Here is a 24,034-nt window from a genome sequence, read left to right as displayed (position 1 = left end):
TTTGGCTAAAGCCATATTAATACCATAAAACAAAAAGCGGGCTAAAGCCCGCTCCTATTGATATTTTTAAACAATTAAATTATTTAGTTTTAATTATAAAGTTTCCTTCAGCCAATCAAAGAATTCTCTCTGCCAAACCAGACCGTTTTGCGGATGTAGCACCCAGTGATTTTCGTTCGGGAAATAGACTAATTTCGATTTCAACCCTCTCAATTTTGCAGCCTGAAATGCTTCCTGACCTTGCTCGTAAGGCACACGGAAATCAATTCCCCCCTGGAAGATCATAATTGGCTTGTTCCATTTATCAACAAAATTACTTGGGTTAAATTCTGTATATGCTTTTGGAAGCGGTTTTTCCCATGGAGAACCAAGATCCCAATTCGCGAACCAAAGTTCTTCTGTTGTCAGATACCAAGATTTCATATCAAATAATCCATCGTGAGCGATGAAAGTTTTAAATCTGTTTTCGTGAATTCCGGCTAACATAAATACGCTGTAACCACCATAACTAGCTCCGACAGCCGCTACTCTATCACCATCAACATACGGTAAAGTTTTCGCATAATCTGTCGCTGCCAAATAATCTCTCATCGGCTGTCCGCCCCAGTCTTTGGAAATTTCTTCGTTCCATTTTGTTCCCCAGCCCGGCATTCCGCGACGGTTTGGCGCTACAACGATGTATCCGTTGGCTGCCATTAAAGCAAAGTTCCATCTTGTGCTGAAAAATTGTGTCAATGCAGATTGAGGACCACCCTGACAGTAAACTAAAGTCGGATATTTTTTATTCGGATCAAAGTTTGGCGGATAATGGAACCATACGCCCATTTCTTTTCCGTCTGTTGTTTTCACCATTTTTAATTCAGATTTTCCCTGAGCCAATTTAGAATACATCTCTTTATTAGCTTCAGTAACCTGCTTCATTTCGCCATTTTTCAAATTTACTGAGAAAAGATCTGTTGCATGGTTTACGTCTGTTCTTCCAACGACCAATGAGTTTTTATTATCAGTAAAAATTTCGTTGACATCAAAATCTCCTTTTGTAATTTGCTGAACTTTAGCATTTTTAGGATCTAAAGAAAACAATTGTTTTGTTCCTCTGAAAGCCGCAGTGAAGTAAATCGCTTTAGAATCTCCGCTCCAGAAAACATCTCCTGAAACGCTTTCGTCCCAAGCTTTTGTAAGGTTTGACGTGTTACCAGACTTCCAATCCATCAATTTGATGTCATTTTTATCTGCTTCATATCCGTCTCTTTCCATACTCTGCCAAACCAAAGACTTTCCGTCCGGACTGAATTTTGGGTTAACATCGTATCCTTTATTCGTTTCAGTTAAATTTTTAGTTGCTCCTGAAGCTAAATCGTAAGCGAAAATATCTGTATTGGTGCTTGTTGAATATTCTTTACCGCTTTTCGGTTTTGTAACATATAAAAGTTGCGCAGAATCCGGGCTCCAGATGAAATCTTCAGCTCCTCCAAAAGGTCTTTGAGGTGAATCCCAAGTTTTTCCTTCCAATAAATCCTTAGCAGAATCAACAGTTGCCGAAGTATTTACTACAAAAACATGATTGTATTTTCCTTCATTAAAATAATCCCAGTGCCTGTGGTTTAAATCTGTATAAACCTGAGCGGTTGTTTTTGGAGTGTCAGCATATTTATCTTTCCCCATTAATTTTTCAACCAAAACCTGCTTACTGAAAGCTATTTTCTTCCCGTCCGGAGAAATGACAATGTTATCAACTTCACCGATTGTGTAAAACTCAGTCCAGGTTTTTCCGTTGTCTTTTGAAAGGAAAATCTTATCGCCTTCCTGAGCGTAAATTCCGTTCTTATCCCACTGAATAAGAGCTTTTTTACCCAAATCTATTTTGGAAGCCTGATTATTAAGAACATTTAGAAAATAGTTCTCACTTTTCGTTTTTTCTGTTTTTAAATCAACCTGTCCTACTTTATAAATAAGTGAAGACTGATCTGGTGAAACAGCCTGCACTCCTACTTTTTTCAAAGTCCAAAGAATTTCAGGCGTCATTAGTTGTTGTGCATTCATTAAAAGCGGAGCTGCCAAAGCCAGCAGACTGTACTTAAGTTTCATAAATTCCTATTTAATTCAAAGATTTCCAAAGTTAATGTTTATCTTAAAATTGAACGAAAGAATTAACAATTATGTTTGAAACAAAAAAATCCGTCAGCTAAAAAACTGACGGATATTTATTTGATATGAATTTAATGCTAAAATTTAATCTCCATCCGAAAACATAGAATTGGCTAGTGAAGTGACCAGCGAAAGTGCAATACTGAAAATAAATGCCCACCAGAAGCCATTTACCGTCATACTGTCAATGAAATAATCTGCTATCAGGATAATGATCGCATTGATTACCAACGCAAATAACCCTAAAGTAATAATCGTAAGCGGAAGTCCGAAAAGACTTAAAACAGGTTTTACGATAAGGTTTAAAACTCCTAAAACGATCGCAAAAATAATTGCCGTTGAGAAACCTTCAAAATGTACTCCCGGTAAAATTTTAGTTAAAAGATACGCAACTATCGCAGTTACGAAAAGTCGAATAATTAAGTTCATAGTAATTGATTTTTTAATGTTTATAGGTGTTACCGAGCAAAAGCCATTCCATTTACGCTAAATAAATCGATAACAATTAGTTCAATTTAAGAAAAATTTCAACTCAAACATTAAAATAAATGATCCCCGGGGTATCCTCTTGGAATAAACATACTTCAAAAGCATCATTAATTTTCATTTCATCTATATTCGGAAGGACTTTATTTACAATTGTTCAGGCAGATGCTTTCGGATCTTGGAAAAGATGGTATCAATGAAGTAAGTTTAATTTTTATAATTGCAGGTTACAAGCTTTCTGTTGGTGGTTGAAAAAACTAATTATACCTTATTTTATCTTCATCATTGTCACCAATGAAGTCGCCACATGACTTTCCGAGCCTCCATTTTCATCAACCACATAAATCTCTGTTCTGATGACACTTATTTTCGCACCACCTTTCACAACATACGATTTTGAAACCAGAGCATCACCGATTGCAGGTCTTAAATAATTCACTTTTAATTCCACCGTAACTACATAGCAATCTTCTTCATAATGACTCACCGCCGCATATCCTGAAGAAACATCTACCAAAGATGCGATCATCGCGCCATTGAACATTCCCGCTTTTCTCGTCATTAATTCCATTTTTGGAATTTTCATGGAAATGAAATCGGTATCGACTTCCAGTAATTCTGCTTTGTAAAATTTTAAGGTTTCGGAGCGGCTGAAACTGTCGGTGATAAGTTGTTTTTTCTCGGGTGTCATTGATTGTTGTTTGGATGGTAAATTTAAACACAAATTGCAATAATATTTTACACAAATGGCGCAAATCTTAAAAAACGAAGTTTAAACTTAATGCTCTTCATTACTTAATAAAACTTAATGTTTTTTTTTGAAATAGTACGAAGGGTTAAGTTTTGGCTAAAGCCATTTGGAGGTTACTTAAAAATGAAAACGGGCTAAAGCCCGTTCCTATTGATATATTATTGAGAATAATGTTCTTGTTATTTATGTAAAATATTTGTGCAATTTGTGTTTCAACCTTAATTAAGCTGAACCTGAAAATCATCAGACAACAATAAAACACCTTCCGCCAAGCTTTCCGGATGTGTTGTAAATCCTTTCAGTTTTGAAGTTTTTCCTTTTAAAACTAAATCCAATAACTGTTTATCCGAAATCTTTTTCCCGAAAATATCGAAGGAGATCTTAAAACCACAATTTTTAAAATCAGAACAGCCAACAGCGGTTTTTCCTTTGATTAAATTATGCTCTTTACACTTTGGACATTTGGTTTCTTCCCAAGTCTGAAGTTCTTTTTTTACGGAAGGCTCTCGCTTTTTCTTTTCAACTGCTTTTTCTTCTTCCTGCAGCATGATGACCTTTCCTTTTCCGTCAACCACTTTTTTGGTAAGCTCTGTTACCATTTGGATTAACTCTTCTTTAAACTGGTTGGCTTCATATTCACCACTTTCAATTTTGCGAAGTTTTAATTCCCATTCCCCTGTTAATTCAGGACTTTTCAGTAATTCATCTTCAATCGTATCGATCAATTGAATTCCGGTTTGGGTTGCGATCAGATTTTTCCTTTTCTTTTCAATATATTGTCTTTTGAAAAGCGTTTCTATGATGTTGGCTCGGGTTGAAGGTCTTCCGATGCCGTTATTTTTTAATAATTCTCGAAGTTCCTCATCCTCCACCTGCTTTCCGGCAGTTTCCATCGCTCTCAAGAGGGTTGCTTCCGTGTAAGGCTTTGGCGGGGAAGTTTTCCCCTGATGAATCATCGGATCATGCGGTCCGGTTTCTCCGGCAACAAATTCAGGAATGGTTTGTTCCTCTTCCTTATCTTTTTCTTTATCCGTTGGTTCTTCTTTGGCATCTTTTGCGTAGACTGCTCTCCAGCCTGGTTCAAGGATCTGTCTCCCACTTGTTTTAAACGGAATAGTTCCTACTTTACCTTCAACCAATGTATTTGAAATTTTACATTCGGGATAGAAAACGGAAATAAAACGTTTTGCGATGAGGTCATACACCAATTTTTCTTCCCTCGTCAGATTTTGAGAAGGCGGAACTTCTGTTGGAATAATCGCATGGTGATCCGTAACTTTAGCATCATCAAAAACAGTTTTTGATTTTGGAATCGGTGCTTCTAATAAAGGAGCAACTAGTTCCTGATAGAAAGACATTTTTCGAAGAATGCCTTCAATTTTCGGATACAAACTTTCCGATAGATAAGTGGTATCAACACGCGGATAGGTCACGTGCTTTTTTTCGTAAAGACTTTGAATATACTTTAAGGTGCTGTCCGCAGAATAGCCATATTTTTTGTTGGCTTCCACCTGAAGCCCTGTCAGGTCAAAAAGCCTTGGATTTTTTTCTTTTCCTTCTTTAATTTCAAAAGAAACGATCTCAAAAGGATTAACTTTAAGATATTCCAATCCTTTTTCGGCGCGGTCTAATGTTTTTAAACGGTCAATCGCTGCGTTGAAAATAACGTCACGGTATTTGGTTTTCAGCTCCCAATATTCTTCGGTATTAAAAGCATCGATCTCTTTCTGACGCTGAACCAACATTGCCAACGTCGGAGTCTGCACTCTTCCGATAGAAAGTACCACTTTATTTCCGCCAAACTTTTTGGTGAAAAGTCGGGTTGCATTGATTCCCAATAACCAGTCGCCAATTGCTCTTGCATTTCCTGCGAGATAAAGATTCTTATAATCTTCGGCAGGTTTTAAGTTTTGAAAACCTTCTTTAATGGCTTCTTCGGTAAGTGAGGAAATCCATAAACGCTGAATCGGTTTGTTGCATTTTGCTTTCTGCAATACCCAACGCTGAATGAGTTCTCCCTCCTGCCCCGCATCCCCGCAATTGATGACCTCATCACATTCTTCCACCAATCTTTCAATCACTTTAAACTGATTTTCAACACCTTTGTTGGGAATTAATTTGATCCCAAAATTATTGGGAATAATCGGCAGTAAAAACAGATTCCAGGATTTGTACTGAGGACCGTAATCGTGAGGTTCTTTCAGGGTGCAAAGATGTCCGAACGTCCATGTCACACAATAGCCGTTTCCTTCCATATAGCCTTGTTTAGGGGTGGTTGCGCCCAATACTTTGGCGATATCTCTGGCAACACTGGGTTTTTCGGCAATACAAAGTTTCATGAATTTCGGGATTATTGAAAGGGTTGCAAAAATCGGGAATTTTTTTGGATTTCGCTAATTTAGTTGAGGGTTGATAAATTGAGTGTTATGAAAATAATGTTTTAAACTATTAAAATATTTATCCCTTTTAGATCAAAAAAGCTCCCTTAAAAAAGAGAGCTCACAACAATATTAATGAATCTAACTTCATTATTTCTTATTCAATTCTGCAATCGCATCCTTAATTCCGCCGCCTGCAACTTCAAAAAAAGATGGTCCTGCCAATAGATATACTTTTTCTAATTTTTTGGTATTGGATAATTTGTGTTCCTTTAAGTAGATTTCAGAACGGTTGGCCAGAACGATACCTTTCACTATATTTCCGGCTACTAATGCGGTTGGAGAATCAATTCCGGCATCTTTCAGGTCGCTGGCAAAAGCGAAATTGGTTACGCCTAATCTCATTGCTTCACGAGCTGCCACTTCACCTACTGAAGTCATCAGTTCGGGAGTGAATTTATTACGGTCTCCCAAGCCAATCAACAAAAGTTTTTTTGCTGACATAGAACCTGCCGGAGGCGTAATTAAAATTGTTTCCAATGAATGCCCCTGAAACTGCCCTGACTGTCCAATTTTGGTAAATTCGCCCTTCAATGCGTCATCTAAATGCACCAACCCATTTAAGCTTGCCGGTAACGCCTGAGCGCTGTGAATGTCGTTTTCCGTATATTCGAAGACACAGGCGACCTGTAGTTGAGCATCTGCGGAAGATGGTCCCTGAACCAGTCCTATCATTGAAATTCCGTCAACGGAGCCCCAGTTTTTTGATGTTCCGACAGGGGTAGTATTTTGAGCAGTTAAAGTCAATGATAACAAACCTGCGACAAATGATAAAATGAAATTTTTCATGGCTTTTAATTTTTAGTATTAATTATTACATTGTCATCGGAACTTCCATTAATAGAATCTCCGTATTCTCTGCTGTTGCTTTAATATTTAAATTTGAAATATCCCAAACTCCAAAACCGTCTCTTTGTTCTAATTTTTGACCTTCGATCTCTGCGCTTCCTTTTAAAATGAAAGCATACACTCCATTTCCTTTTTTCCTGATTTGATAATTGGCTTCGATAGTATTTTCAAAATTTCCTAAGTGAAACCAAGCATCCTGATGAATCCAAACTCCATCGTCGTCGGCATTTGGAGATAATATTTGCTGGAATTTATTTTTGCTTTTTGTTTTATCTAAAGTGATCTGATCATATCTCGGGGTAACGTTTCTTTTATTTGGATATACCCAAATCTGAAGGAATTTAACTAAACTGTCTGCATTTTTATTGAATTCACTGTGCATAATTCCCGTTCCGGCGCTCATCACCTGGATATCTCCACTTTTAATAATAGCAGAATTTCCCATGCTGTCTTTATGCTCCAAATCTCCTTCCAGCGGGATACTTATGATTTCCATATTATCATGAGGATGTGTTCCGAAACCTCTTCCTGCTTCCACTTTATCGTCATTAAGAACTCTCAATACACCGAAGTGCATTCTTTCCGGATTGTGATAATTTGCAAAACTGAAAGTGTGGTTACTCACCAACCATCCATGGTCTGCCTTCCCTCTTGAATCTGCTTTATGAATGACTGAATTATCTTTAATTTTCGACTCAGGATTAGGTAAATGGTTGTATCCGATCGGTTCTAATGGTTCAATTTCATCGATCTCGTTTTTCATCGTATTTCCCAATGATGCGGATGCTACAAACATTCCTGTTCCTAATAATCCTTTCTTTAAAAAATCTTTTCTGTCCATATCTATTCGTTATTTGTTTGATTTTGATAGGACAAATTTAGGGAGAGGGAAAATGCTGTGCATTTAACTAGTTTAATAAATTGCTTTTTGATTAAAATAATTAAGTCCTTTTTCTTGAAATAGAAGATTCGATGTAGTCAAACAAAAGAACCAAAAGTTCAAGACTTGGAAACTTCCGCTAAAAACACAAAGTTTATTATCCCGGAGGGATCTAAACAGAGTCTTTAGAGATTCGTATGAAAAGATTCGCGTCTAGATCTCTTCGGGATAACAAACTTTGTAGGTATATTTTTAATTAAATAAAGGGAATTCTGCTATTTAATTGACTACAGAAATTATTTCTCCTTTGAAGCTAAGCGCTTTCTGATTGTACTCACAAATTCTTTTGAAACCCCAAGATAAGAGGCAATATAATACTGCGGAACTCTTTGTGGGATCGTGGGATATACTTTCACGAATTCTAAATATCGGTCTGACGCACTTTTCGAAATAGTATTAACCAATCGGTTCTGAAGCGTTGATAAATTTCTCTGAACCAACATTCTGAAAACTCTTTCGAATTTCGGATATTCTTTCAACAATTTTTCTTTCGTTGTCGGATTCAGCATATAAATTTCTGAATCTTCCAGTGTTTCGATGTATAATTTTGATGGTTTCTGTTCCTGAAATGAAGCAATATCACTCGTCCACCAATCTTCAATGGCGAATAAAATCGTGACTTCGAAACCGTTATCATCAAGGTAATATACCCTCACACAACCTTTTTGGATATATCCTTCAAACTGACAAACCTCTCCTTCTCTCAATAAAACTGTTTTCTTTGGAAAAGTCTCGCAAGTGAGTAAATCTGTGAAAAATTTTTCTTCATCTTGACTAAGATTAATGAATCGTGTTACGTTTTTGATGATATTTTCGAACATACATTAAGTTTACGGCTGCAAATTAGGGAAAAGTGCGTAAACTTCATTCTTTAAAAGTCCACTTCCTCCACCATAATGGTCAATTACTTTAACCTCTTTGTCTAAATTTTCACAAAATATTTTAATATCTCTTTCAAACTGCTCTTCCAAACCCGAACTCAACAACACAATATCTACCTGATTTTCTTTAATATAATCATAGCAACCGTTTTCATCATTCTGAACATCTGCTTTCCATCCTTCATTGTTTTCGATGATTCTTTTTAAAGTTTCGAGAATTTCCTGATTTTTTCCGATCACTAGGAATTGTAGTGTTTTCATTATGTATTTTATTTTAAATTATTCAAAATGACTAATTTGACAAAAATTTTATATTTCTTGCAATTAAAAAAGTAAATCTTCGTTCATTGCTTTTTTGTTTAAACTTCTTTTGCCTTAAAGCAAAAGAAGCAAAAGTTCAAGACTTGTAATCTGAATGCTAAAAATTAAAACTTAATCCTAAAATCCCCAAAACTTGCTCAAATTCATTGTTATAATTTATAGCTTATTTTAAGTTTTAGCTAAAGCCCATTCCTGTTGAATACATTATTGCATTTATTTGTGAAAAACAATTGTGCCTGTTCGTATTTAAATACTTTATTTAAAAATCAATGTATTTGCCAATTCTATTTCTTCCTGATTGATAGAATGACCAAAATTAGCGTAAACTTTTTCGCTAACATCAGCATTCATTTCTCTTAAAATATTGGCTGTAGCATAGACTCTTTCAACCGGAACATGAAAATCCGGATTGCTTGTTGCCAAGAAAATTGGAGTTTGGGCAAAATCTCCTTTGTAGTTTTCACGATTGATTTTATCGCCAATCACTCCACCGATAATAGCTACTGCTCCACCGAATTTTTGTGCATTTCGGGCTAAAAATTCCAAAGTAAGACAAGCGCCTTGAGAAAATCCGAAAAAGTAAATATTCTCTGGTTTAATTCCTGAGTCTAAAATACTTTTTACTGTCTTCCCAATCGTTTCAATTGCTGATGACAACCATGGTTCGTTTTGTTCAACAGGAGCAATAAATGAAAGAGGATACCAACTTCCATTCGTGGCTTGTGGCGCTAATACTGCGTAATCTTCAACGTTTAAATGTTGTGACAAACTCAAAATATCCTGCGCACTTCCGCCTCGCCCGTGAATCATAATTAAAGCTTTTTCGGCTTGGTCTAAAGGTTTTCCTGCTGTTTTTATATCTAAAATATGGCTCATTATTTTATCTGTATTTTTCTGTTGGATAATTAATTTTTGGAAGAACGTCAATCAAATGTTCTCTTTTTTCTTCAAACTTTTCCGGAAGCATTAAATCTTCTCCCAAAGAGGCTAATTCTTCATCAATATCGAATCCGGGACCTGAAGTCGCAATTTCAAATAAAACACCTCCCGGTTCTTTAAAATATACGGAAGTAAAGTATTTTCTGTCTTTCACTTCGGTATGTTCCAAGCCGAATTTGTTTAATTTTTCAATCATTTCAAGCTGAGATTGTGCATTGGGTGTCGCAAACGCAACGTGGTGAACGGTTCCTCTTCCCGCCAGGCCTTTCAAAGCATTTGGAGTACACACCAAATCAACATATTTTCCGGGCTGATCATCTGTCCCGAATCTGAATCTGTCTGAACTTTCAGCAATTAATTTATGATCCATCTGGGTTGTCAACAACGCTGCCGTTCTTTCATAGGCATTCAACCAAATTTCCACATGATGAATTCCTTTAACGGCATAATCTTTTGGAATAAATCCGTTGTAGTAGCCTTTTCGATTGTCTTTATCATTAAAAAACAATTCAAGCCCAAGTCCGTCAAAATCTTCAAGGTAAATAAAAACTTCACCGGAAAATCTTTGCTGTGGCTGTTTGTAGGGAATATTAAACTGATCAAGTCGATTCAACCAATAATCCAACGCCTCTATTGAGATTGAAAATGCCGTTGTATTCAACATTCCTTTGCCGTGTCGTCCGTTGACCAATCCTTTTCCATACGGGAAAGTAGTCATGATCGTGCCTGGGGTTCCAAATTCGTCCCCAAAATAGAAATGATAAACATCGGAATAATCAAAATTGACCGTCTTTTTTATTAATCGAAGTCCTAAAACTCCTGTATAAAAGTCTATATTTTCCTGTGCATCGCCAGTAATGGCTGTAACGTGGTGTAGTCCTGTTATAAGTGGCATTTTCTTTAGTTTTTAGTGTTTGGTTATTGGTTTTTAGTGTTTGGTCTAAAATTTTGAGATTTTGTTTTACAATTCCTCTTTCAGCCAAACGTCATTATATTCTTCCGGATTACGTTTGAATTGTGCGTGAACGTACGGACACAACGGTACAATTTTCAAATCATTTTCTCTTGCGTAAGAAACCAGTTTTTCTAATAATATTTTTGCAAAACCTTTTCCTGCATATTCTTCATTAACTTCTGTGTGATAAACGGTTAATTTTTTTCCGATCACTGAGATATCCATTTTCCCTGCTTTTTTGTCGTCTGAGAAAAGCTGAACTTCTCCTTTTACATTTCCTAAAACTACTTCTGTTCTTTCCATTGTTTTTGATTTTTAATTAATAATTTAAAGGTAAGACCTCTGATAAAACTGAGTAATGATCTATGATAACTTCGGCAAAACCTCTACGATTTTTTCACGCAAAGCTTCGTGTTGTTTTGGAAGTTTTAAATTAGTTCCCAATTCATTCAAAGGTTCATCCACAGTGAATCCAGGATTGTCGGTAGCTATTTCGAATAAAACTCCGCCCGGCTCACGGAAATACAATGAATAGAAATAATCTCTATCGATTTTTGGAGTGATATTTAATCCTGCTGACATTACTTTTTCACGGTATTCCATTAAAACATTATCGTCTTTTACACGGAAAGCAATGTGGTGATTGGTTCCTGCTGCATTTCTTTCTGCTATAATTTTATCATTCTCAATAATATCAATCAAATTTGCAGTTTCTATTGAATCTGTTGCGAAACGAAATCTTTCACCTTCGTGTTTTTGAAGATCATATCCTAAAATATCTGTCAAAACTTTGATCGTCGGATCTGCTTTTTTCAATGTTAAAGTCACATTGTGGAAACCTTTTAAAGCATTTTCATCTTTAATATCATCGGTTGTCCAAACTTTTCTGTCATCCGGAGTTGAAGATTCGATGAACTGCAACTGTAAACCATCCGGATCTTTAAAGGAGATCATTTTTTCACCAAAAATTTCGCCTTCTTCAACATTTACATTGAATTGCTGAAAACGGTTTTTCCAAAATTCCAAGCTTCCTTTTGGAACTGAATATCCGATGTGAGTTGCCAATCCGCTTCCGTTTGTTCCCTTCCCGATTCCTTCCCAAGGAAAGAAAGTTAAAATTGTTCCCGGAGTTCCGGTTTCGTTTCCGAAATAAAAGTGATAGGTTCCCGGATCATCAAAGTTGACGGTTTTCTTTACCAGTCTCAACCCCAAAACCTGAGTATAAAAATCTAAATTTCTTTTTGCATTGTTGGCGATTGCTGTAATGTGGTGCAATCCTAAAATTCTATTTTCCATTTTGTTATTTGTTTAATTTTGATATGACAAATTTAGGGTGATGGAAATTCCTGCACATTTAACTAGTTTAATAAATGACGTTTTTTGAAAAAATTGTGAATTTGTAAAATTATAACAGCATTTCTGCCATTCTGATCGTCAAATTCTTAGTTATAAACTTTGAAAACCTAGGTAACGCATTCTTTATCAAAATAAAAAAAAATATAAAATACTTAAAATCAATAATTTAAATTAAAAAAGAAAAATTAATTTACAAAAAGTCTACTTTTTTAGTGGACTAATAAAAATTTATGCCTTATATTTGCACCCGTATTCAAGTTTGGAAATGATAATGGAATCAAAATTCAGATATAATTCAATGAAGAAATTTAACATCAATATTATGATGCAATGCTGTATGGCTTGTTATGAGAATTTTAGTGGTTGACCTTACTTTTATATGACATATTTTTAAAGGCCTTACCACGTTGTAAGGCCTTTTTTATTTAATCAAGAATAACATAAAATGATAGAAATAAAAAACATCTCAAAAACATTTCATCAAAAAAAGCAGTCTTTTAAGGCACTGGATGATGTAAGTCTAAATGTTGAACAAGGAGATATTGTAGGAATCATCGGTTTTTCAGGAGCCGGGAAAAGTACCCTGATACGAACAGTGAATTTATTGGAAAAACCAGATCATGGACAAATTATTATCAACGGAAATGATTTTACAAAATTAAATTCAAAACAATTAGCGAAAGAGCGAAAAAAAATCGGAATGATCTTCCAGCATTTTAATCTGCTTTCTTCAAGAACCGTTTTTGAAAATGTAGCACTTCCTTTAGAATTAGATAACAATAATAAATCGGACATTCAAAATAAAGTAAACGAATTACTGAAAATCGTAGGATTGGAAGACAAAGCCAACGATTATCCTAAAAGTCTTTCGGGCGGACAAAAACAAAGAGTTGCCATCGCGAGGGCACTTGCCAATGATCCGTATCTTTTGCTTTGCGACGAAGCTACAAGTGCGCTGGATCCTGCAACCACTCAATCTATTTTGCAATTATTGAGAGATATTAATCTAAGGTTGGGAATTACCATTTTATTGATTACACACGAAATGGAAGTTATTAAATCGATCTGTAACCACGTCGCAGTGATAGACAAAGGAAAACTTTTAGCAAAAGGAACTTTAAGCGAGATCATCTCTAATAAAGACAATCCGATCATCAAACAATTTTTAAACTCAGGTGTTATGACTATACCACAAGAATTGAATAAAAAACTACAAAAAGAACCACAAGCAGGATTATTTCCACTTGTCGAAATAGAAATTGACGAACATATATCTGTTGAAAATCTTCTTTCAATAATCTATGACAAATATAAAATTCCATATAAACTTTTGAAAGCTGATGTAAAATATCTTGGGGATTCAAATTTTGGGAAATTATTATTGCAGCTTCAAGGAGAAGAGGAAGAAAACCAACAAGCAATCTATTATTTTAATCAGAATAAAATTCAAAATACAGTAAAAGGTTATGCTTAGTGATACGGTAATTTCGCTTTTGTCGAAAGGAGTTTGGGAAACAGTTTATATGACTTTTGTTTCAGGATTTTTTGGATTTGTTTTGGGTCTTCCCGTCGGGATTCTTTTATTCATGACAAGAAAAGGACAGCTTTTGGAAAATGTATATTATAACAGGATCTTATCTGTTTTGGTTAATATTTTCCGTTCTATTCCTTTCATTATTTTGATCGTTTGGATGATTCCTTTTACAAGAACTTTGGTTGGAACATCTATTGGAGTGAATGCAGCATTGGTTCCGTTGAGTATTGGTGCAGCGCCATTTATTGCAAGATTAGTGGAAAATAGTTTGCTTGAAGTTCCGGCTGGTTTAATTGAGACTGCCAGAGCATTAGGAGCTACTCCATTTCAAATTATCAAAAAAGTTTTACTTCCTGAGGCACTTCCTTCATTGATCAATAATGCAACCATCACTTTGATCACTTTAGTCGGATATTCCGCAATGGGCGGAGCTGTTGGGGCAGGCGGGTTAGGACAGATCGGATATCAATATGGCTATATCGGCTATGATGCGGTTATTATGAATCTTGTATTAGGTTTATTGGTTGCTATCGTGTTTATCATTCAGTTTTCGGGTGATAGATTGGCGAAAATATTTGATCACCGTTGATTTTAGTTAAACGCAAAGGTGCAAAAAAAGTATAATAAATGTTTTATTTTATCTCTGATAAAATTGATTGTGTTATAATTGAAAATCTTAGATTTTCTTGCGCCTTAAAACCCGTAAAGATTTATAAACGCTGCGCCTTTGCGTTTAAAACAAAAAAATAATTAAAGAAAATAATTTACAATGAAAAAAATAAAGATTTTAAGCTTTCTGGCAGCTGGTTTATTGTTATTCACAGCTTGTAATTCACCAAAAAAAGAAGACTCCAATTTCATTAAAGTCGGTATCACATCAGGTCCGGAACAGGAAATTGCTGAAGTGGCAAAGAAAGTTGCTAAAGAAAAATACAACCTTGAAGTTGAACTCGTTTCTTTCAATGATTATGTAGTTCCCAATGAAGCATTGAACAATGGAGATATTGATGCCAATGCCTTTCAACATGTGCCTTATTTGAATGAACAATCAAAACAGAGAGGGTATAAATTAGCAGTTGTAGGAAATACTTTTCTTTATCCGATCGTTGCGTATTCAAAAAAGATCAAAAATATCAGTCAGCTTCAAAATGGAAGTACGATTGTTATCCCAAATGATCCTACAAACGGTGGCCGTTCATTGCTTCTTTTGCAGAAAAACGGATTGCTAAAATTAAAAGACGGCGTTGGTTTATTGCCTAAAGTCACCGACATTGTTGATAACCCAAAACAACTGAAAATTGTAGAAATCGAAGCACCGCAATTGCCAAGAGTGTTGGATGATAAAGAAGTTGTGATTGCGATTATTAATAACAATTTTGCAGCTCAGGCAGGATTAGATGTAAATAAATTCGGGATCTTTAAAGAAGATAAAGATTCTCCGTATGTAAATCTCGTGGTTTCAAGAGAAGACAATAAAAACGATGAAAAAGTGAAAAATTTCCTGAAAGCTTACCAATCTGATGAAGTTGTAAAAAAGGCCGAAGAAATCTTCAAAGGCGGAGCGGTTAAGGGTTGGTAGCGAAAAGATCAATTGTGAATTGTCAATCGTGAATTTTACAGCATTATGGAAAATTGACTCATTGACAATTGACAATTCACCATTCACGTTAAACATATTCTATTATTATATATCGAGGCATCGTTTTGTGAAATTTATTTTTCAAAATGATGTCTTCTTTACTTTATTCTTTTTTTCAAAACTTACTCCAATTAAAAACCTGCATATTTTTAATTAACAATTGATTATAAATAACCATTTATGTAAAAATTACATTTTCTCAATTTGAGATAATAAATATTTTACTTAATTTTGTTACGAATCAATAAAAAGGTTTTTATGTTAAAGAAAACTGCCATTGTAAGTTTATTCACTCTTATTTCTGCTTATTCTATGGCTCAAAATACAACTTTACCCGTTTATTTGGATGAATCCAAACCAGTTGAACAACGCGTTCAGGACGCGCTTTCCAGAATGACGTTAGAGGAAAAAGTGGCGATGCTTCATGCACAGTCGAAGTTCAGCTCTCCCGGAGTTCCAAGATTGGGAATTCCTGAATTCTGGACTACAGACGGTCCTCACGGGGTACGTCCTGAAGTAATGTGGGACGAATGGAACCAAGCCGGCTGGACAAACGACTCAATCATCGCCTACCCTGCTCTGACCGCCCTTTCCGCAACATGGAACAAAAAAATGTCATGGAATTACGGTAAGGCTCTAGGAGAAGAAGCCCGTTACAGAAAGAAAGATATCCTTTTAGGCCCCGGAGTAAACATCTACAGAACACCATTGAACGGAAGAAATTTCGAATACATGGGTGAAGATCCTTATTTAACCTCAAAAATGGTGGTTCCTTACATCAAAGGTGTACAATCAAACGGTGTGGCGACTTCTGTGAAGCATTACGCTCTTAATAATCAGGAAATGTTCCGTCATACGAGCAATGTGAAAATTGATGACAGAACATTACATGAAATCTATCTTCCGCCTTTCAAAGCTGCGGTTACAGAAGGAGATTCGTGGACGATTATGGGTGCTTACGATATGTACAAAGGTCAGTATGCAAGTCAAAATCAATATCTTTTAAATGATATTTTAAAAGGAGAATGGAAATATAAAGGCGTTGTCGTTTCCGATTGGGGAGCAGTTAACAATACCGAACAGGCTATCCACAACGGATTGGATCTTGAATTTGGAAGCTGGACAAACGGACTTTCTGCAGGAACAAAAAATGCATACGATAATTACTATTTAGCAAAGCCTTATTTAGATCTGATTAAATCAGGGAAAGTAGGTACAAAAGAGCTTGACGACAAAGTAACAAGACTTTTAAATCTTGCTTATAAAACAACAATGAACCGAAATAAACCTTTCGGAAATGTAGCTTCTGAGGAACACAAAGCCGTTGCCAAAGAAATAGGTGAAGAAGGAATTGTTTTGTTGAAAAACCAAGGAAATGTTCTTCCAATTGATATCAATAAAGCTAAAAAAATTGCCGTTATCGGTGAAAACGCCATCAAGATCATGACTGTTGGCGGAGGTTCATCTTCATTAAAAGTAAAATATGAGACATTACCTTTAGATGGAATTAAAGCAAGATTCGGGAAACAATCCGACGTACAGTATGCAAGAGGATATGTCGGAGATATTGGCGGAGAATATAACGGTGTAAAATCGGGACAGGATTTAAAAGACACTCGTTCTGAAGCCGAGTTATTAAACGAAGCTGTAGAATTGGCAAAAAAATCTGATTATGTAATCTTTGTTGGAGGATTAAATAAGGCCGATTTCCAGGACAGTGAAGGAAACGACAGAAAAAGCTACGGATTACCTTACAATCAGGATAATGTGATCTCAGCTTTGGCAAAAGCGAATAAAAATCTTGCAGTAGTTTTGGTTTCAGGAAATGCAGTGGCAATGCCTTGGGTAAAGGAAGTTCCAACAATTATTCAGTCTTGGTATTTAGGTTCTGAAGCTGGAAATTCTATTGCTTCTGTATTGGCAGGTGACGCCAATCCATCAGGAAAATTACCGTTTTCTTTCCCTGTGAAATTGGAAGATAATTCTGCTCATGCATTAGGAGAATATCCCGGAAATAAAGAAGAATTGGCTGCCGGAAAAGGAAAAGATCAGAAAAATCCGATTAATATTACTTATAACGAAGGGATTTTCGTTGGATACCGTTGGCATGACACAAAAAAGATCAAACCTTTATTCAGTTTTGGTCATGGTTTGAGCTATACAACTTTCGAATTTGGAAAAGCTAAAGCCGATAAAACAACGATTTCTCAAGAAGATAAAATTACGTTCACGGTTTCTGTTAAAAACTCAGGAAAAAAAGCCGGAGCGGAAGTTGCCCAATTGTATATTTCTGATTTAAAATCTTCTGTTGAAAGACCTGCAAAAGAATTAAAAGGTTTTGAAAAAGTGTTTTTAAATCCCGGAGAAGAAAAAGAAGTGACTTTTACAATCGATAAAACTGCCTTAAGTTTCTTTGATGCTGGTAAACACGACTGGGTCGCAGAACCGGGAGATTTTGAAGCTTTGATCGGAAATTCTTCTGATGCGATTAAAACAAAAGTGAAGTTTACGTTGAAGTAAGCAGTTTCATAATTAAAAATAAAATGGAAAGCTCAGATTCTGACCGGAATCTGAGCTTTTTTATCAATAAAATAACACATCATCTTTGTCATTCTGGAAAAAGCCTAACTGATATCATGAAAAAAAAATTAAATATACTGTTTTATCTTTTCAAAATACTGAATAACACCCACCTCGGGTAAATATAACTGGCCATTAGAAGCATTCTCTAAATTATTGCTTTTATCAAGAAAAGATTTCCGAGAGTATATTTGTATTTTTCATGATGATCATTAAAAAAACCTACTTCATCGTAATAGACACGACATATTTTATTTTACTTTATTACTATTCTATAAATCATTAAAATTTAGCCTAAATCTCAACAATTAATTCTTTATCGTATCCATTATACTTTTCATCGATATAACCATGAGGGTTGCAGATGATCTCCGTTTCTCCAATTTTATATCTGCAAGGCGTGTGAATATGCCCGTGAATCCAATACAACGGCTGATGTTCTACAATAAAATCTTCAAGGTTAGAAGCATATGCTGAGGTTATCGGATCTTCTTTATATTGTTCGGGAACAGACCGAATACTTGGTGCATGGTGCGTAACCACAATGTTTTTCAGGGCTTTTGAGTTCTCAAGGCTTTCCTGTAACCATAATTTTGAAAACTGATGAATTTTAAAAGTATCAATTGTTCTTAATTTTGAATAAGAAGGATCTCTGGTTATCTTTTTATAATCGTTCATCTTTGGCTGACAGACCATTCCATAATGCATTGGATTTCCGAATATTGAAAAATCTGTCCATAATGTTGCCCCATGAAAACGGACGCCATCAATATCTACAAAAGAATCTTCAAGCACTGAAACATTGGAATCCTGAGCGACAGCCTTTATTTTATTCAGCGTTTTTGGGTATGAGCCTTTATAATATTCATGATTTCCCAACACATAAATTACGGGTTTGTTTGGAATTTTAGTTTTGATCCATTCAATTCCTTTTGTTCCCAAATTTACATCGCCAGCGAGTACGACCAAATCAGCATTATCAAAGGACAGATCGGTGAGTCCAAATTCCTGGTGTAAGTCGCTGATGATTTGTATTTTCATTTTGCTAAAATAAGAAAGAATCATAATTCTTGCTTCATTTATCTTCTACATTACTTGAATTTAAACATTAATTTAAGTCTTTTTTAATATTTTAAATTCTTCAATTGATTACAAAATCATTACATTGAATCCACCTAAAATTTACAAATTATGCCTTGGAATCCTGAGATTTATAATCAATTTAAAAACATCCGTTTCAAACCATTTTTTGATCTTGCTGATCTTATTAAAGATGAAAAACACATGAAAGCGATTGATCTGGGTTGTGGAACAGGCGAACAAACTGCCATTCTTACAGAGAAATTTCCAAACGCTACATTTATTGGAATTGATTCATCAAGTGAAATGCTGGAAAAATCCAAAACACTTGAAAACGACCGCCTTCATTTCCAAAAAGCAACTACCGAAGAAATTTTGAATCGTGATGAAAACTGGGATCTTATTTTCAGTAATGCTGCTCTGCAATGGTCTGACGATCATCAAGCTTTGTTTCCGAAATTGATCTCAAAATTGAAACCTGATGGTCAGTTAGCCATCCAAATGCCTTATCAGCCGGGAAATATTCTTAATCAAATTTTGTTTGAAATGGCTGATGAAGAACCTTTTAAATCACAATTAAATAATTGGAATCGCCCCTCTGCAGTTCTCACGATCGATGAATACGCCAAGATTTTATTTGAGAATGGAATTGAAGAGTTGAATCTTTCACAAAAAGTCTACCCAATCATCGCGGAAGATCATGAGACTTTATTTAATTTTATTTCAGGATCGGCTTTGATACCTTATTTGGAAAAATTGAATGACGAGGAACAGAAATGTTTTACAGTAGAATTTAAAGATAGAATTGCAGAAAGTTTTCCGAAACTTCCGGCTATTTATTCTTTTAAGAGAATTTTGATGTATGGGAGGAAAAAATAAATATGAAATAACATCTGATAATGGCTCCCCATATTGGAATGTATAAAAACAAATTTAATCTTACCATGATCTTCTAACCTATTTCTTATTTTTGCAAAAGAATTAAGCAACTAAATTGTTGATTCTAAAATATGAGCAATACATTTTCCGGCAATAATCAAATTGGAATGGTTTCTACTTTTTCTGAACTTGTAAATACCCATTTTCAAGGAGAGATGAATGCTATTTGCTGGCACAGAAATTTAACCGGAGATTTTAATGAAATTGTATCTAAACTTCAATTAAAAGAAAATATTACAGAAATTTCCATTAATGATCTTTTAGCGCTACAACTATCAGAAAAGGGCAATATGGCAAGAAAGATTATCTTAAATGACCTACAGTTATTAACAGATTTTGGAGCTTCCCCCTCACTTAATTTACTTAAGAATTATGACAGAGATGAAGAGTTTGATTTCATTTCAACAGATGTTTATTCTTACCACGTTGATCGTTCCCCTATTGGAACAGATACTTTTTTATGTACCTATCATGGTACTGCAAGTGATATTCTTCCCAATAATCAAGTTGAACAAAAAATTCTGATCCCAGAAATCCGGGAAAAACTTAAAGAATTACATGATGGTCCAGAAGCCGAATTCGAGTCCTTTTTAAAAGAATATTATTTTGATCTGCATTATCAACCCAAACTCAATGCTCAGGCAGTAAATCTGGGGTTGGGTCATCTGTGGAAATTAGCCGTAGATAATCCTGACCAGAAAGTTTTACCCTGCGTTCATAGAGCTCCTATTGAAAACGATGGCCAATATCGGTTACTTCTAATTTGTTAGATAATTATTTTGGAATTTATGAATTTACTTACCGATACAGAACTTAGAAAAAATATTCCCCAACACCTCATCATTCGTCACTTCACCGGAAATCTCGCCAAGATGTTCCAAAGCATTTCTTAGCTCGTAAGCCAATAACTCCGTAGAAATCTGAAAAGTAATAGCTTCCTTCACTTTATTCACAGCATCCAAAGACTTTCCTAAAGCTTCAAAATGACGCTGATTGGTAATCACGACATTGTTTTCTGCAGATTTTAACTGTTCAACATAAGAAGACAATTCATTTTTAAGGTCTTGAATATTTTGATTTTCAACGGCAGAAATTTTGATGAAATCAAATTCCTGAGGAATTTCATTTCGGAAAATAGTTTCTACTTTTTCATAAGTTGTCGGAGAAACTTCATCAATTTTTGTAGCACAGATAATCAGTTTTAAATCATCGCGTTGCAACGATTTGATCATTTCAATATCATCAGAAAAATCTTCTGTTGCAGCATCGGCTAAGTAGACCAAAATATTAGCATTTTCAACTTTTTCTTTAGCTTTTTTAACTCCGATTGCTTCAATTTCGTCTTCCGTATCACGCAATCCGGCCGTATCTATTAAGCGGAAAGCATGACCTTTAATATGCAAAATTTCTTCAATCGTATCTCTCGTAGTTCCGGCAATGCTGCTAACGATTGCTCTTTCTTCTTTCAGTAAAGCATTCAGTAAAGTCGATTTTCCAGCATTGGGCTTTCCGATAATGGCAACGGCGGTTCCGTTTTTAATGGCATTTCCATATTGGAAACTGTCGATCAGAGAATTAAGTTTTAATTCAATCTTATCAAGCAACTGATTCAAAGCAGATCTGTCGGCAAATTCTACATCTTCTTCTGCGAAATCAAGCTCCAATTCAATTAAAGAAACAAAATTTAATAAGTCGGTTCTTAAAAACGATATTTCATTCGTAATTCCACCTTTCAACTGATTGATTGCTACTTTTCTGGAAGCCTCATTTTCAGAAGCAATCACATCTGCAATCGCTTCAGCCTGAGAAAGATCTATTCTGCCATTAATGAAAGCACGAAGTGTAAATTCTCCTGCTTTCGCCATTCTTGCTCCATTTTTGGTCAAGGTTTCAAGAATACGTTTTCCAATGTGCGGAGAGCCGTGAAAAGCAATTTCCACAGAGTTTTCAGTCGTGAAACTTTTAGGCGCCAGGAAAATAGACAACATCACTTCATCAATCGCCTCATCGCCATCCATAAAATAGCCGTAATGAATTGTATGAGAATTTTGTCTCGCCAGATTTTTCTTAGGAAAAGACTTCTGAACGACAGATAAAGCATCGTTCCCCGAAACTCTGATAATGCCTAAAGCTCCTACTCCATTGGCCGTAGCCAGTGCGCAAATGGTATCGTTATTCATAGTGCAAATTTACGATTTTTAATGGCACAGAACTATATGGTTTTTCTATTGTACTTATTTTTAGGAGCAATTTGACTATGTCGAATTACAGTTTTATTTTTTTGAAGCAATTTCCCGCTTTCCACTATATCTTTTTTGCCAATTCCTTTGCCATTGCAAAAAAGGATGTCGTTACAATCGGGGCTAGGGTTGCAGTCGTTGTAATAATTTCAGTCATTGCGAGGAGCGAAGCGACGAAGCAATCTCAAAAAGTAACAGATGACTTTAGTACATATAATTTGTCATGCTGGAAGAATCTAAGCTTTCCATTAAATAATTAATTAATCAAAGAGATTGCTTCGTCGCTTCGCTCCTCGCAATGACAAAAATCATTTCCGTTTTAATCCCAACAATTTAATTTTTTCGAGCCATTTTTCTCGCTGTTTTTCATCGGAGGTTTTTATAACTCCTACATAAGTAACTTTTACAGGTTGTATTCCGCAAAATTCCAATGTAGATTTTTTAAGCTGATTGACACTTGGTCTTCCGAAAGAGAGCCGATAATACCAGCCCGGCTGATCCAATGTTGTGATAATATGAGCCGTTTTTCCTTTCAGTAGTTTATCCCACCAAACAGAATTTTCCCGGTATTTAAAAGCAAATCCCGGAAGAAAAAGTCGGTCAATAAAACCTTTTGTGATTGCAGGTAAACCTCCCCACCAAACAGGATGAATCCAAACCAAATGCTCAGCCCATTGAATCTTTTCCCAAGCGTTAATCAAATCAGGTTCCAGTTCCGTTCTTTTCTGATACCCGAATTGCAGATTCGGATTAAAGTCTAAATCTGCAATTACAATTTCCTGAACATCAGCTCCTGATTGCAACGCTCCGTCTTTATAGGCTTTTGCAATTCCAAAGTTGAAGGAATCTTTGTTGGGATGACCGTTAATGATTAGTATTTTTTTCATTCCGTTACTTGTATATTGATTGTTTTATAAGCATTCAGTGAGTCAAACAACAATGAACCCTGATATAGCTGATGACTGAAATAAATTTTATTCTCATGATTATTCTTCAACAATTCTTCTGTATGCAAAACAGCGGATAATGCGGTTAATTCAGCCTGCCCTTTCATACTTTGCAGACTTATTTTTTTATTTCCATTTTTAGTTTTTACTACAATTTCAAAAACTGACTGATCTCCATTTCCACTTGACCCGAAAATCATTTTTCTTTCCTTTAAAGATAAAATATTAAACAGCTTAATTTTCTGAAATGCACCCAATAACCAAGTAATAAATTTTGAATTATACGTCATTTTTACACTTGCGTTCGGAATTTTTTCAATTTGATTTAAAATATACAGATCAGGAACATCAAAATTATACGCCTGTCTTTTACCAATTCCAAAAGAAAATTCAAACGGTTCGGAATTCAGAAAGTGCTTGATAGAAACAGGTTTATTATTTTGATAATTAACAAAAGGTTTAGCTACATTTTCCGCCATAAAATGTGCAGAACTTTCTCCAGCCAGATCTTTCACAGAATAATAAACGAAAAGTTCAACGCTTTGAATATCTTTCATTTCTGTAGAAAATGAATTGATCAATCCGCTTACAATTCCGCCCATCCAGCCTGAACTGAAAACGATTCTGCTATTAATCGACTGCTTTTTAGCAAAATCATAAGCTTTGGTAAGAGCCGGAGTTGGTTTGGTAATATCCAGATAATCTATTTTATTTTCAATCGCAAAACGAAGAACATGATCGTCTTTATCATTGACTGAAAGAACAATAACATCGATTTTTTTATCTAGAATTATTTGAAATGTTTGAGGTTTTGTAACGTCAATTATTAAATCATTTTCCGTTTTTCCTTGCTTTCTACCTCCGATAAAAATATTGCTGTTTGGATTTCTGGATGAAAAAATTCGGGCAATGGTTTTACCTACCATTCCATTTCCACCGATAATTAAAATGTTTGACTTCATATATTTTTTTCACAAAACTATAAAGCCGGCACTTCAATGTATAGGACAA

Annotated in this window: 22 protein-coding genes; 6 read left to right on the top strand and 16 right to left on the bottom strand. The window is 35.2% G+C overall.

Annotated elements, in window-relative coordinates:
• Positions 1-93 precede the first annotated feature (93 nt).
• From BT156_RS10905 to BT156_RS10850, 12 genes are all read right to left on the bottom strand, one after another.
• Entirely contained in the window at positions 94-2,088 is a 1,995-nt protein-coding gene (locus BT156_RS10905) for a S9 family peptidase (protein ID WP_072410019.1), read from the bottom strand.
• A 144-nt stretch (positions 2,089-2,232) separates the two neighbouring features.
• Positions 2,233-2,577, bottom strand: a complete 345-nt coding sequence (locus tag BT156_RS10900; protein WP_072410017.1) for a phage holin family protein — start codon at positions 2,575-2,577, stop codon at positions 2,233-2,235.
• Positions 2,578-2,902: 325 nt separating this feature from the next.
• A complete protein-coding gene (locus BT156_RS10895) occupies positions 2,903-3,325 on the bottom strand; it encodes a PaaI family thioesterase (protein WP_072410015.1) in 423 nt (140 codons plus the stop codon).
• A gap of 278 nt (positions 3,326-3,603) precedes the next feature.
• The gene (locus BT156_RS10890; RefSeq protein WP_072410013.1) at positions 3,604-5,724 is read right to left on the bottom strand and encodes a type IA DNA topoisomerase; all 2,121 of its coding nucleotides are present in this window, start codon (positions 5,722-5,724) and stop codon (positions 3,604-3,606) included.
• Positions 5,725-5,913: 189 nt separating this feature from the next.
• Positions 5,914-6,612: a M17 family peptidase N-terminal domain-containing protein gene (locus tag BT156_RS10885; RefSeq protein WP_072410011.1), complete on the bottom strand. Its 699-nt coding sequence runs from the start codon at positions 6,610-6,612 to the stop codon at positions 5,914-5,916.
• 25 nt (positions 6,613-6,637) lie between these two features.
• Entirely contained in the window at positions 6,638-7,513 is an 876-nt protein-coding gene (locus BT156_RS10880; RefSeq protein ID WP_072410009.1) for a pirin family protein, read from the bottom strand.
• A 335-nt stretch (positions 7,514-7,848) separates the two neighbouring features.
• On the bottom strand, positions 7,849-8,433 hold the full coding sequence (locus tag BT156_RS10875) for a Crp/Fnr family transcriptional regulator (RefSeq protein ID WP_072410007.1): 585 nt from the start codon (positions 8,431-8,433) through the stop codon (positions 7,849-7,851).
• A gap of 9 nt (positions 8,434-8,442) precedes the next feature.
• Positions 8,443-8,754 carry a hypothetical protein gene (locus BT156_RS10870; RefSeq protein WP_072410005.1) on the bottom strand — a complete coding sequence of 104 codons (312 nt, stop codon included), beginning with the start codon at positions 8,752-8,754 and terminating at the stop codon, positions 8,443-8,445.
• Positions 8,755-9,069: 315 nt separating this feature from the next.
• Positions 9,070-9,690, bottom strand: a complete 621-nt coding sequence (locus tag BT156_RS10865; RefSeq protein WP_072410107.1) for an alpha/beta hydrolase — start codon at positions 9,688-9,690, stop codon at positions 9,070-9,072.
• Between the two features lie 4 nt (positions 9,691-9,694).
• On the bottom strand, positions 9,695-10,648 hold the full coding sequence (locus BT156_RS10860; protein WP_072410003.1) for a VOC family protein: 954 nt from the start codon (positions 10,646-10,648) through the stop codon (positions 9,695-9,697).
• 66 nt (positions 10,649-10,714) lie between these two features.
• Positions 10,715-11,011 carry a GNAT family N-acetyltransferase gene (locus BT156_RS10855; protein WP_072410001.1) on the bottom strand — a complete coding sequence of 99 codons (297 nt, stop codon included), beginning with the start codon at positions 11,009-11,011 and terminating at the stop codon, positions 10,715-10,717.
• 60 nt (positions 11,012-11,071) lie between these two features.
• The gene (locus BT156_RS10850) at positions 11,072-12,004 is read right to left on the bottom strand and encodes a ring-cleaving dioxygenase (RefSeq protein WP_072409999.1); all 933 of its coding nucleotides are present in this window, start codon (positions 12,002-12,004) and stop codon (positions 11,072-11,074) included.
• Between the two features lie 505 nt (positions 12,005-12,509).
• Here BT156_RS10850 and BT156_RS10845 point away from each other — a divergent pair.
• The 4 genes from BT156_RS10845 to BT156_RS10830 all read left to right on the top strand — a co-directional run bounded on the left by BT156_RS10845 (position 12,510) and on the right by BT156_RS10830 (position 17,757).
• Complete coding sequence (locus tag BT156_RS10845) at positions 12,510-13,538, top strand: methionine ABC transporter ATP-binding protein (RefSeq protein WP_072409997.1); 1,029 nt, start codon at positions 12,510-12,512, stop codon at positions 13,536-13,538.
• On the top strand, positions 13,531-14,187 hold the full coding sequence (gene metI / locus BT156_RS10840; protein WP_072409995.1) for a methionine ABC transporter permease MetI: 657 nt from the start codon (positions 13,531-13,533) through the stop codon (positions 14,185-14,187). Before BT156_RS10845 ends, metI begins: the two co-directional genes overlap by 8 nt.
• A 180-nt stretch (positions 14,188-14,367) precedes the next feature.
• The gene (gene metQ / locus BT156_RS10835) at positions 14,368-15,177 is read left to right on the top strand and encodes a methionine ABC transporter substrate-binding lipoprotein MetQ (RefSeq protein ID WP_072409993.1); all 810 of its coding nucleotides are present in this window, start codon (positions 14,368-14,370) and stop codon (positions 15,175-15,177) included.
• 318 nt (positions 15,178-15,495) lie between these two features.
• Positions 15,496-17,757 (top strand): glycoside hydrolase family 3 C-terminal domain-containing protein, encoded by a 2,262-nt coding sequence (locus BT156_RS10830; protein ID WP_072409991.1) that lies wholly within the window; start codon positions 15,496-15,498, stop codon positions 17,755-17,757.
• A gap of 354 nt (positions 17,758-18,111) precedes the next feature.
• Here BT156_RS10830 and BT156_RS10825 read toward each other — a convergent pair whose 3' ends face one another.
• Entirely contained in the window at positions 18,112-18,858 is a 747-nt protein-coding gene (locus tag BT156_RS10825; RefSeq protein ID WP_072409989.1) for a metallophosphoesterase, read from the bottom strand.
• 150 nt (positions 18,859-19,008) lie between these two features.
• On the opposite strand from BT156_RS10825, the gene BT156_RS10820 reads away from it, so the two are divergent.
• Complete coding sequence (locus BT156_RS10820) at positions 19,009-19,776, top strand: methyltransferase domain-containing protein (protein ID WP_072409987.1); 768 nt, start codon at positions 19,009-19,011, stop codon at positions 19,774-19,776.
• Between the two features lie 131 nt (positions 19,777-19,907).
• Entirely contained in the window at positions 19,908-20,606 is a 699-nt protein-coding gene (locus BT156_RS10815) for a DUF1826 domain-containing protein (protein ID WP_072409985.1), read from the top strand.
• A gap of 24 nt (positions 20,607-20,630) precedes the next feature.
• On the opposite strand, the gene mnmE is transcribed toward BT156_RS10815, so the two are convergent.
• The 3 genes from mnmE to BT156_RS10795 form a co-directional block, all read right to left on the bottom strand.
• A complete protein-coding gene (gene mnmE, locus BT156_RS10810) occupies positions 20,631-22,016 on the bottom strand; it encodes a tRNA uridine-5-carboxymethylaminomethyl(34) synthesis GTPase MnmE (protein WP_072409983.1) in 1,386 nt (461 codons plus the stop codon).
• 368 nt (positions 22,017-22,384) lie between these two features.
• Entirely contained in the window at positions 22,385-22,963 is a 579-nt protein-coding gene (locus BT156_RS10800; RefSeq protein ID WP_072409979.1) for an NAD(P)H-dependent oxidoreductase, read from the bottom strand.
• Entirely contained in the window at positions 22,960-23,985 is a 1,026-nt protein-coding gene (locus BT156_RS10795; RefSeq protein WP_072409977.1) for a saccharopine dehydrogenase family protein, read from the bottom strand. Before BT156_RS10795 ends, BT156_RS10800 begins: the two co-directional genes overlap by 4 nt.
• Positions 23,986-24,034 lie beyond the last annotated feature (49 nt).

Origin of the sequence: Chryseobacterium limigenitum, from assembly GCF_900114875.1 — a bacterium.
Taxonomy (GTDB): Bacteria; Bacteroidota; Bacteroidia; order Flavobacteriales; family Weeksellaceae; genus Chryseobacterium; species Chryseobacterium limigenitum.
This window is presented reverse-complemented; position numbering and strand designations above follow the sequence as displayed.

Excerpts from the sequence above, each read along its gene's own strand:
- BT156_RS10905 (WP_072410019.1), bottom strand. The coding sequence starts at position 2,088 with ATGAAACTTAAGTACAGTCTGCTGGCTTTGGCAGCTCCGCTTTTAATG.
- BT156_RS10900 (WP_072410017.1), bottom strand. The coding sequence starts at position 2,577 with ATGAACTTAATTATTCGACTTTTCGTAACTGCGATAGTTGCGTATCTT.
- BT156_RS10895 (WP_072410015.1), bottom strand. The coding sequence starts at position 3,325 with ATGACACCCGAGAAAAAACAACTTATCACCGACAGTTTCAGCCGCTCC.
- BT156_RS10890 (WP_072410013.1), bottom strand. The coding sequence starts at position 5,724 with ATGAAACTTTGTATTGCCGAAAAACCCAGTGTTGCCAGAGATATCGCC.
- BT156_RS10885 (WP_072410011.1), bottom strand. The coding sequence starts at position 6,612 with ATGAAAAATTTCATTTTATCATTTGTCGCAGGTTTGTTATCATTGACT.
- BT156_RS10880 (WP_072410009.1), bottom strand. The coding sequence starts at position 7,513 with ATGGACAGAAAAGATTTTTTAAAGAAAGGATTATTAGGAACAGGAATG.
- BT156_RS10875 (WP_072410007.1), bottom strand. The coding sequence starts at position 8,433 with ATGTTCGAAAATATCATCAAAAACGTAACACGATTCATTAATCTTAGT.
- BT156_RS10870 (WP_072410005.1), bottom strand. The coding sequence starts at position 8,754 with ATGAAAACACTACAATTCCTAGTGATCGGAAAAAATCAGGAAATTCTC.
- BT156_RS10865 (WP_072410107.1), bottom strand. The coding sequence starts at position 9,690 with ATGAGCCATATTTTAGATATAAAAACAGCAGGAAAACCTTTAGACCAA.
- BT156_RS10860 (WP_072410003.1), bottom strand. The coding sequence starts at position 10,648 with ATGCCACTTATAACAGGACTACACCACGTTACAGCCATTACTGGCGAT.
- BT156_RS10855 (WP_072410001.1), bottom strand. The coding sequence starts at position 11,011 with ATGGAAAGAACAGAAGTAGTTTTAGGAAATGTAAAAGGAGAAGTTCAG.
- BT156_RS10850 (WP_072409999.1), bottom strand. The coding sequence starts at position 12,004 with ATGGAAAATAGAATTTTAGGATTGCACCACATTACAGCAATCGCCAAC.
- BT156_RS10845 (WP_072409997.1), top strand. The coding sequence starts at position 12,510 with ATGATAGAAATAAAAAACATCTCAAAAACATTTCATCAAAAAAAGCAG.
- metI (WP_072409995.1), top strand. The coding sequence starts at position 13,531 with ATGCTTAGTGATACGGTAATTTCGCTTTTGTCGAAAGGAGTTTGGGAA.
- metQ (WP_072409993.1), top strand. The coding sequence starts at position 14,368 with ATGAAAAAAATAAAGATTTTAAGCTTTCTGGCAGCTGGTTTATTGTTA.
- BT156_RS10830 (WP_072409991.1), top strand. The coding sequence starts at position 15,496 with ATGTTAAAGAAAACTGCCATTGTAAGTTTATTCACTCTTATTTCTGCT.
- BT156_RS10825 (WP_072409989.1), bottom strand. The coding sequence starts at position 18,858 with ATGAAAATACAAATCATCAGCGACTTACACCAGGAATTTGGACTCACC.
- BT156_RS10820 (WP_072409987.1), top strand. The coding sequence starts at position 19,009 with ATGCCTTGGAATCCTGAGATTTATAATCAATTTAAAAACATCCGTTTC.
- BT156_RS10815 (WP_072409985.1), top strand. The coding sequence starts at position 19,908 with ATGAGCAATACATTTTCCGGCAATAATCAAATTGGAATGGTTTCTACT.
- mnmE (WP_072409983.1), bottom strand. The coding sequence starts at position 22,016 with ATGAATAACGATACCATTTGCGCACTGGCTACGGCCAATGGAGTAGGA.
- BT156_RS10800 (WP_072409979.1), bottom strand. The coding sequence starts at position 22,963 with ATGAAAAAAATACTAATCATTAACGGTCATCCCAACAAAGATTCCTTC.
- BT156_RS10795 (WP_072409977.1), bottom strand. The coding sequence starts at position 23,985 with ATGAAGTCAAACATTTTAATTATCGGTGGAAATGGAATGGTAGGTAAA.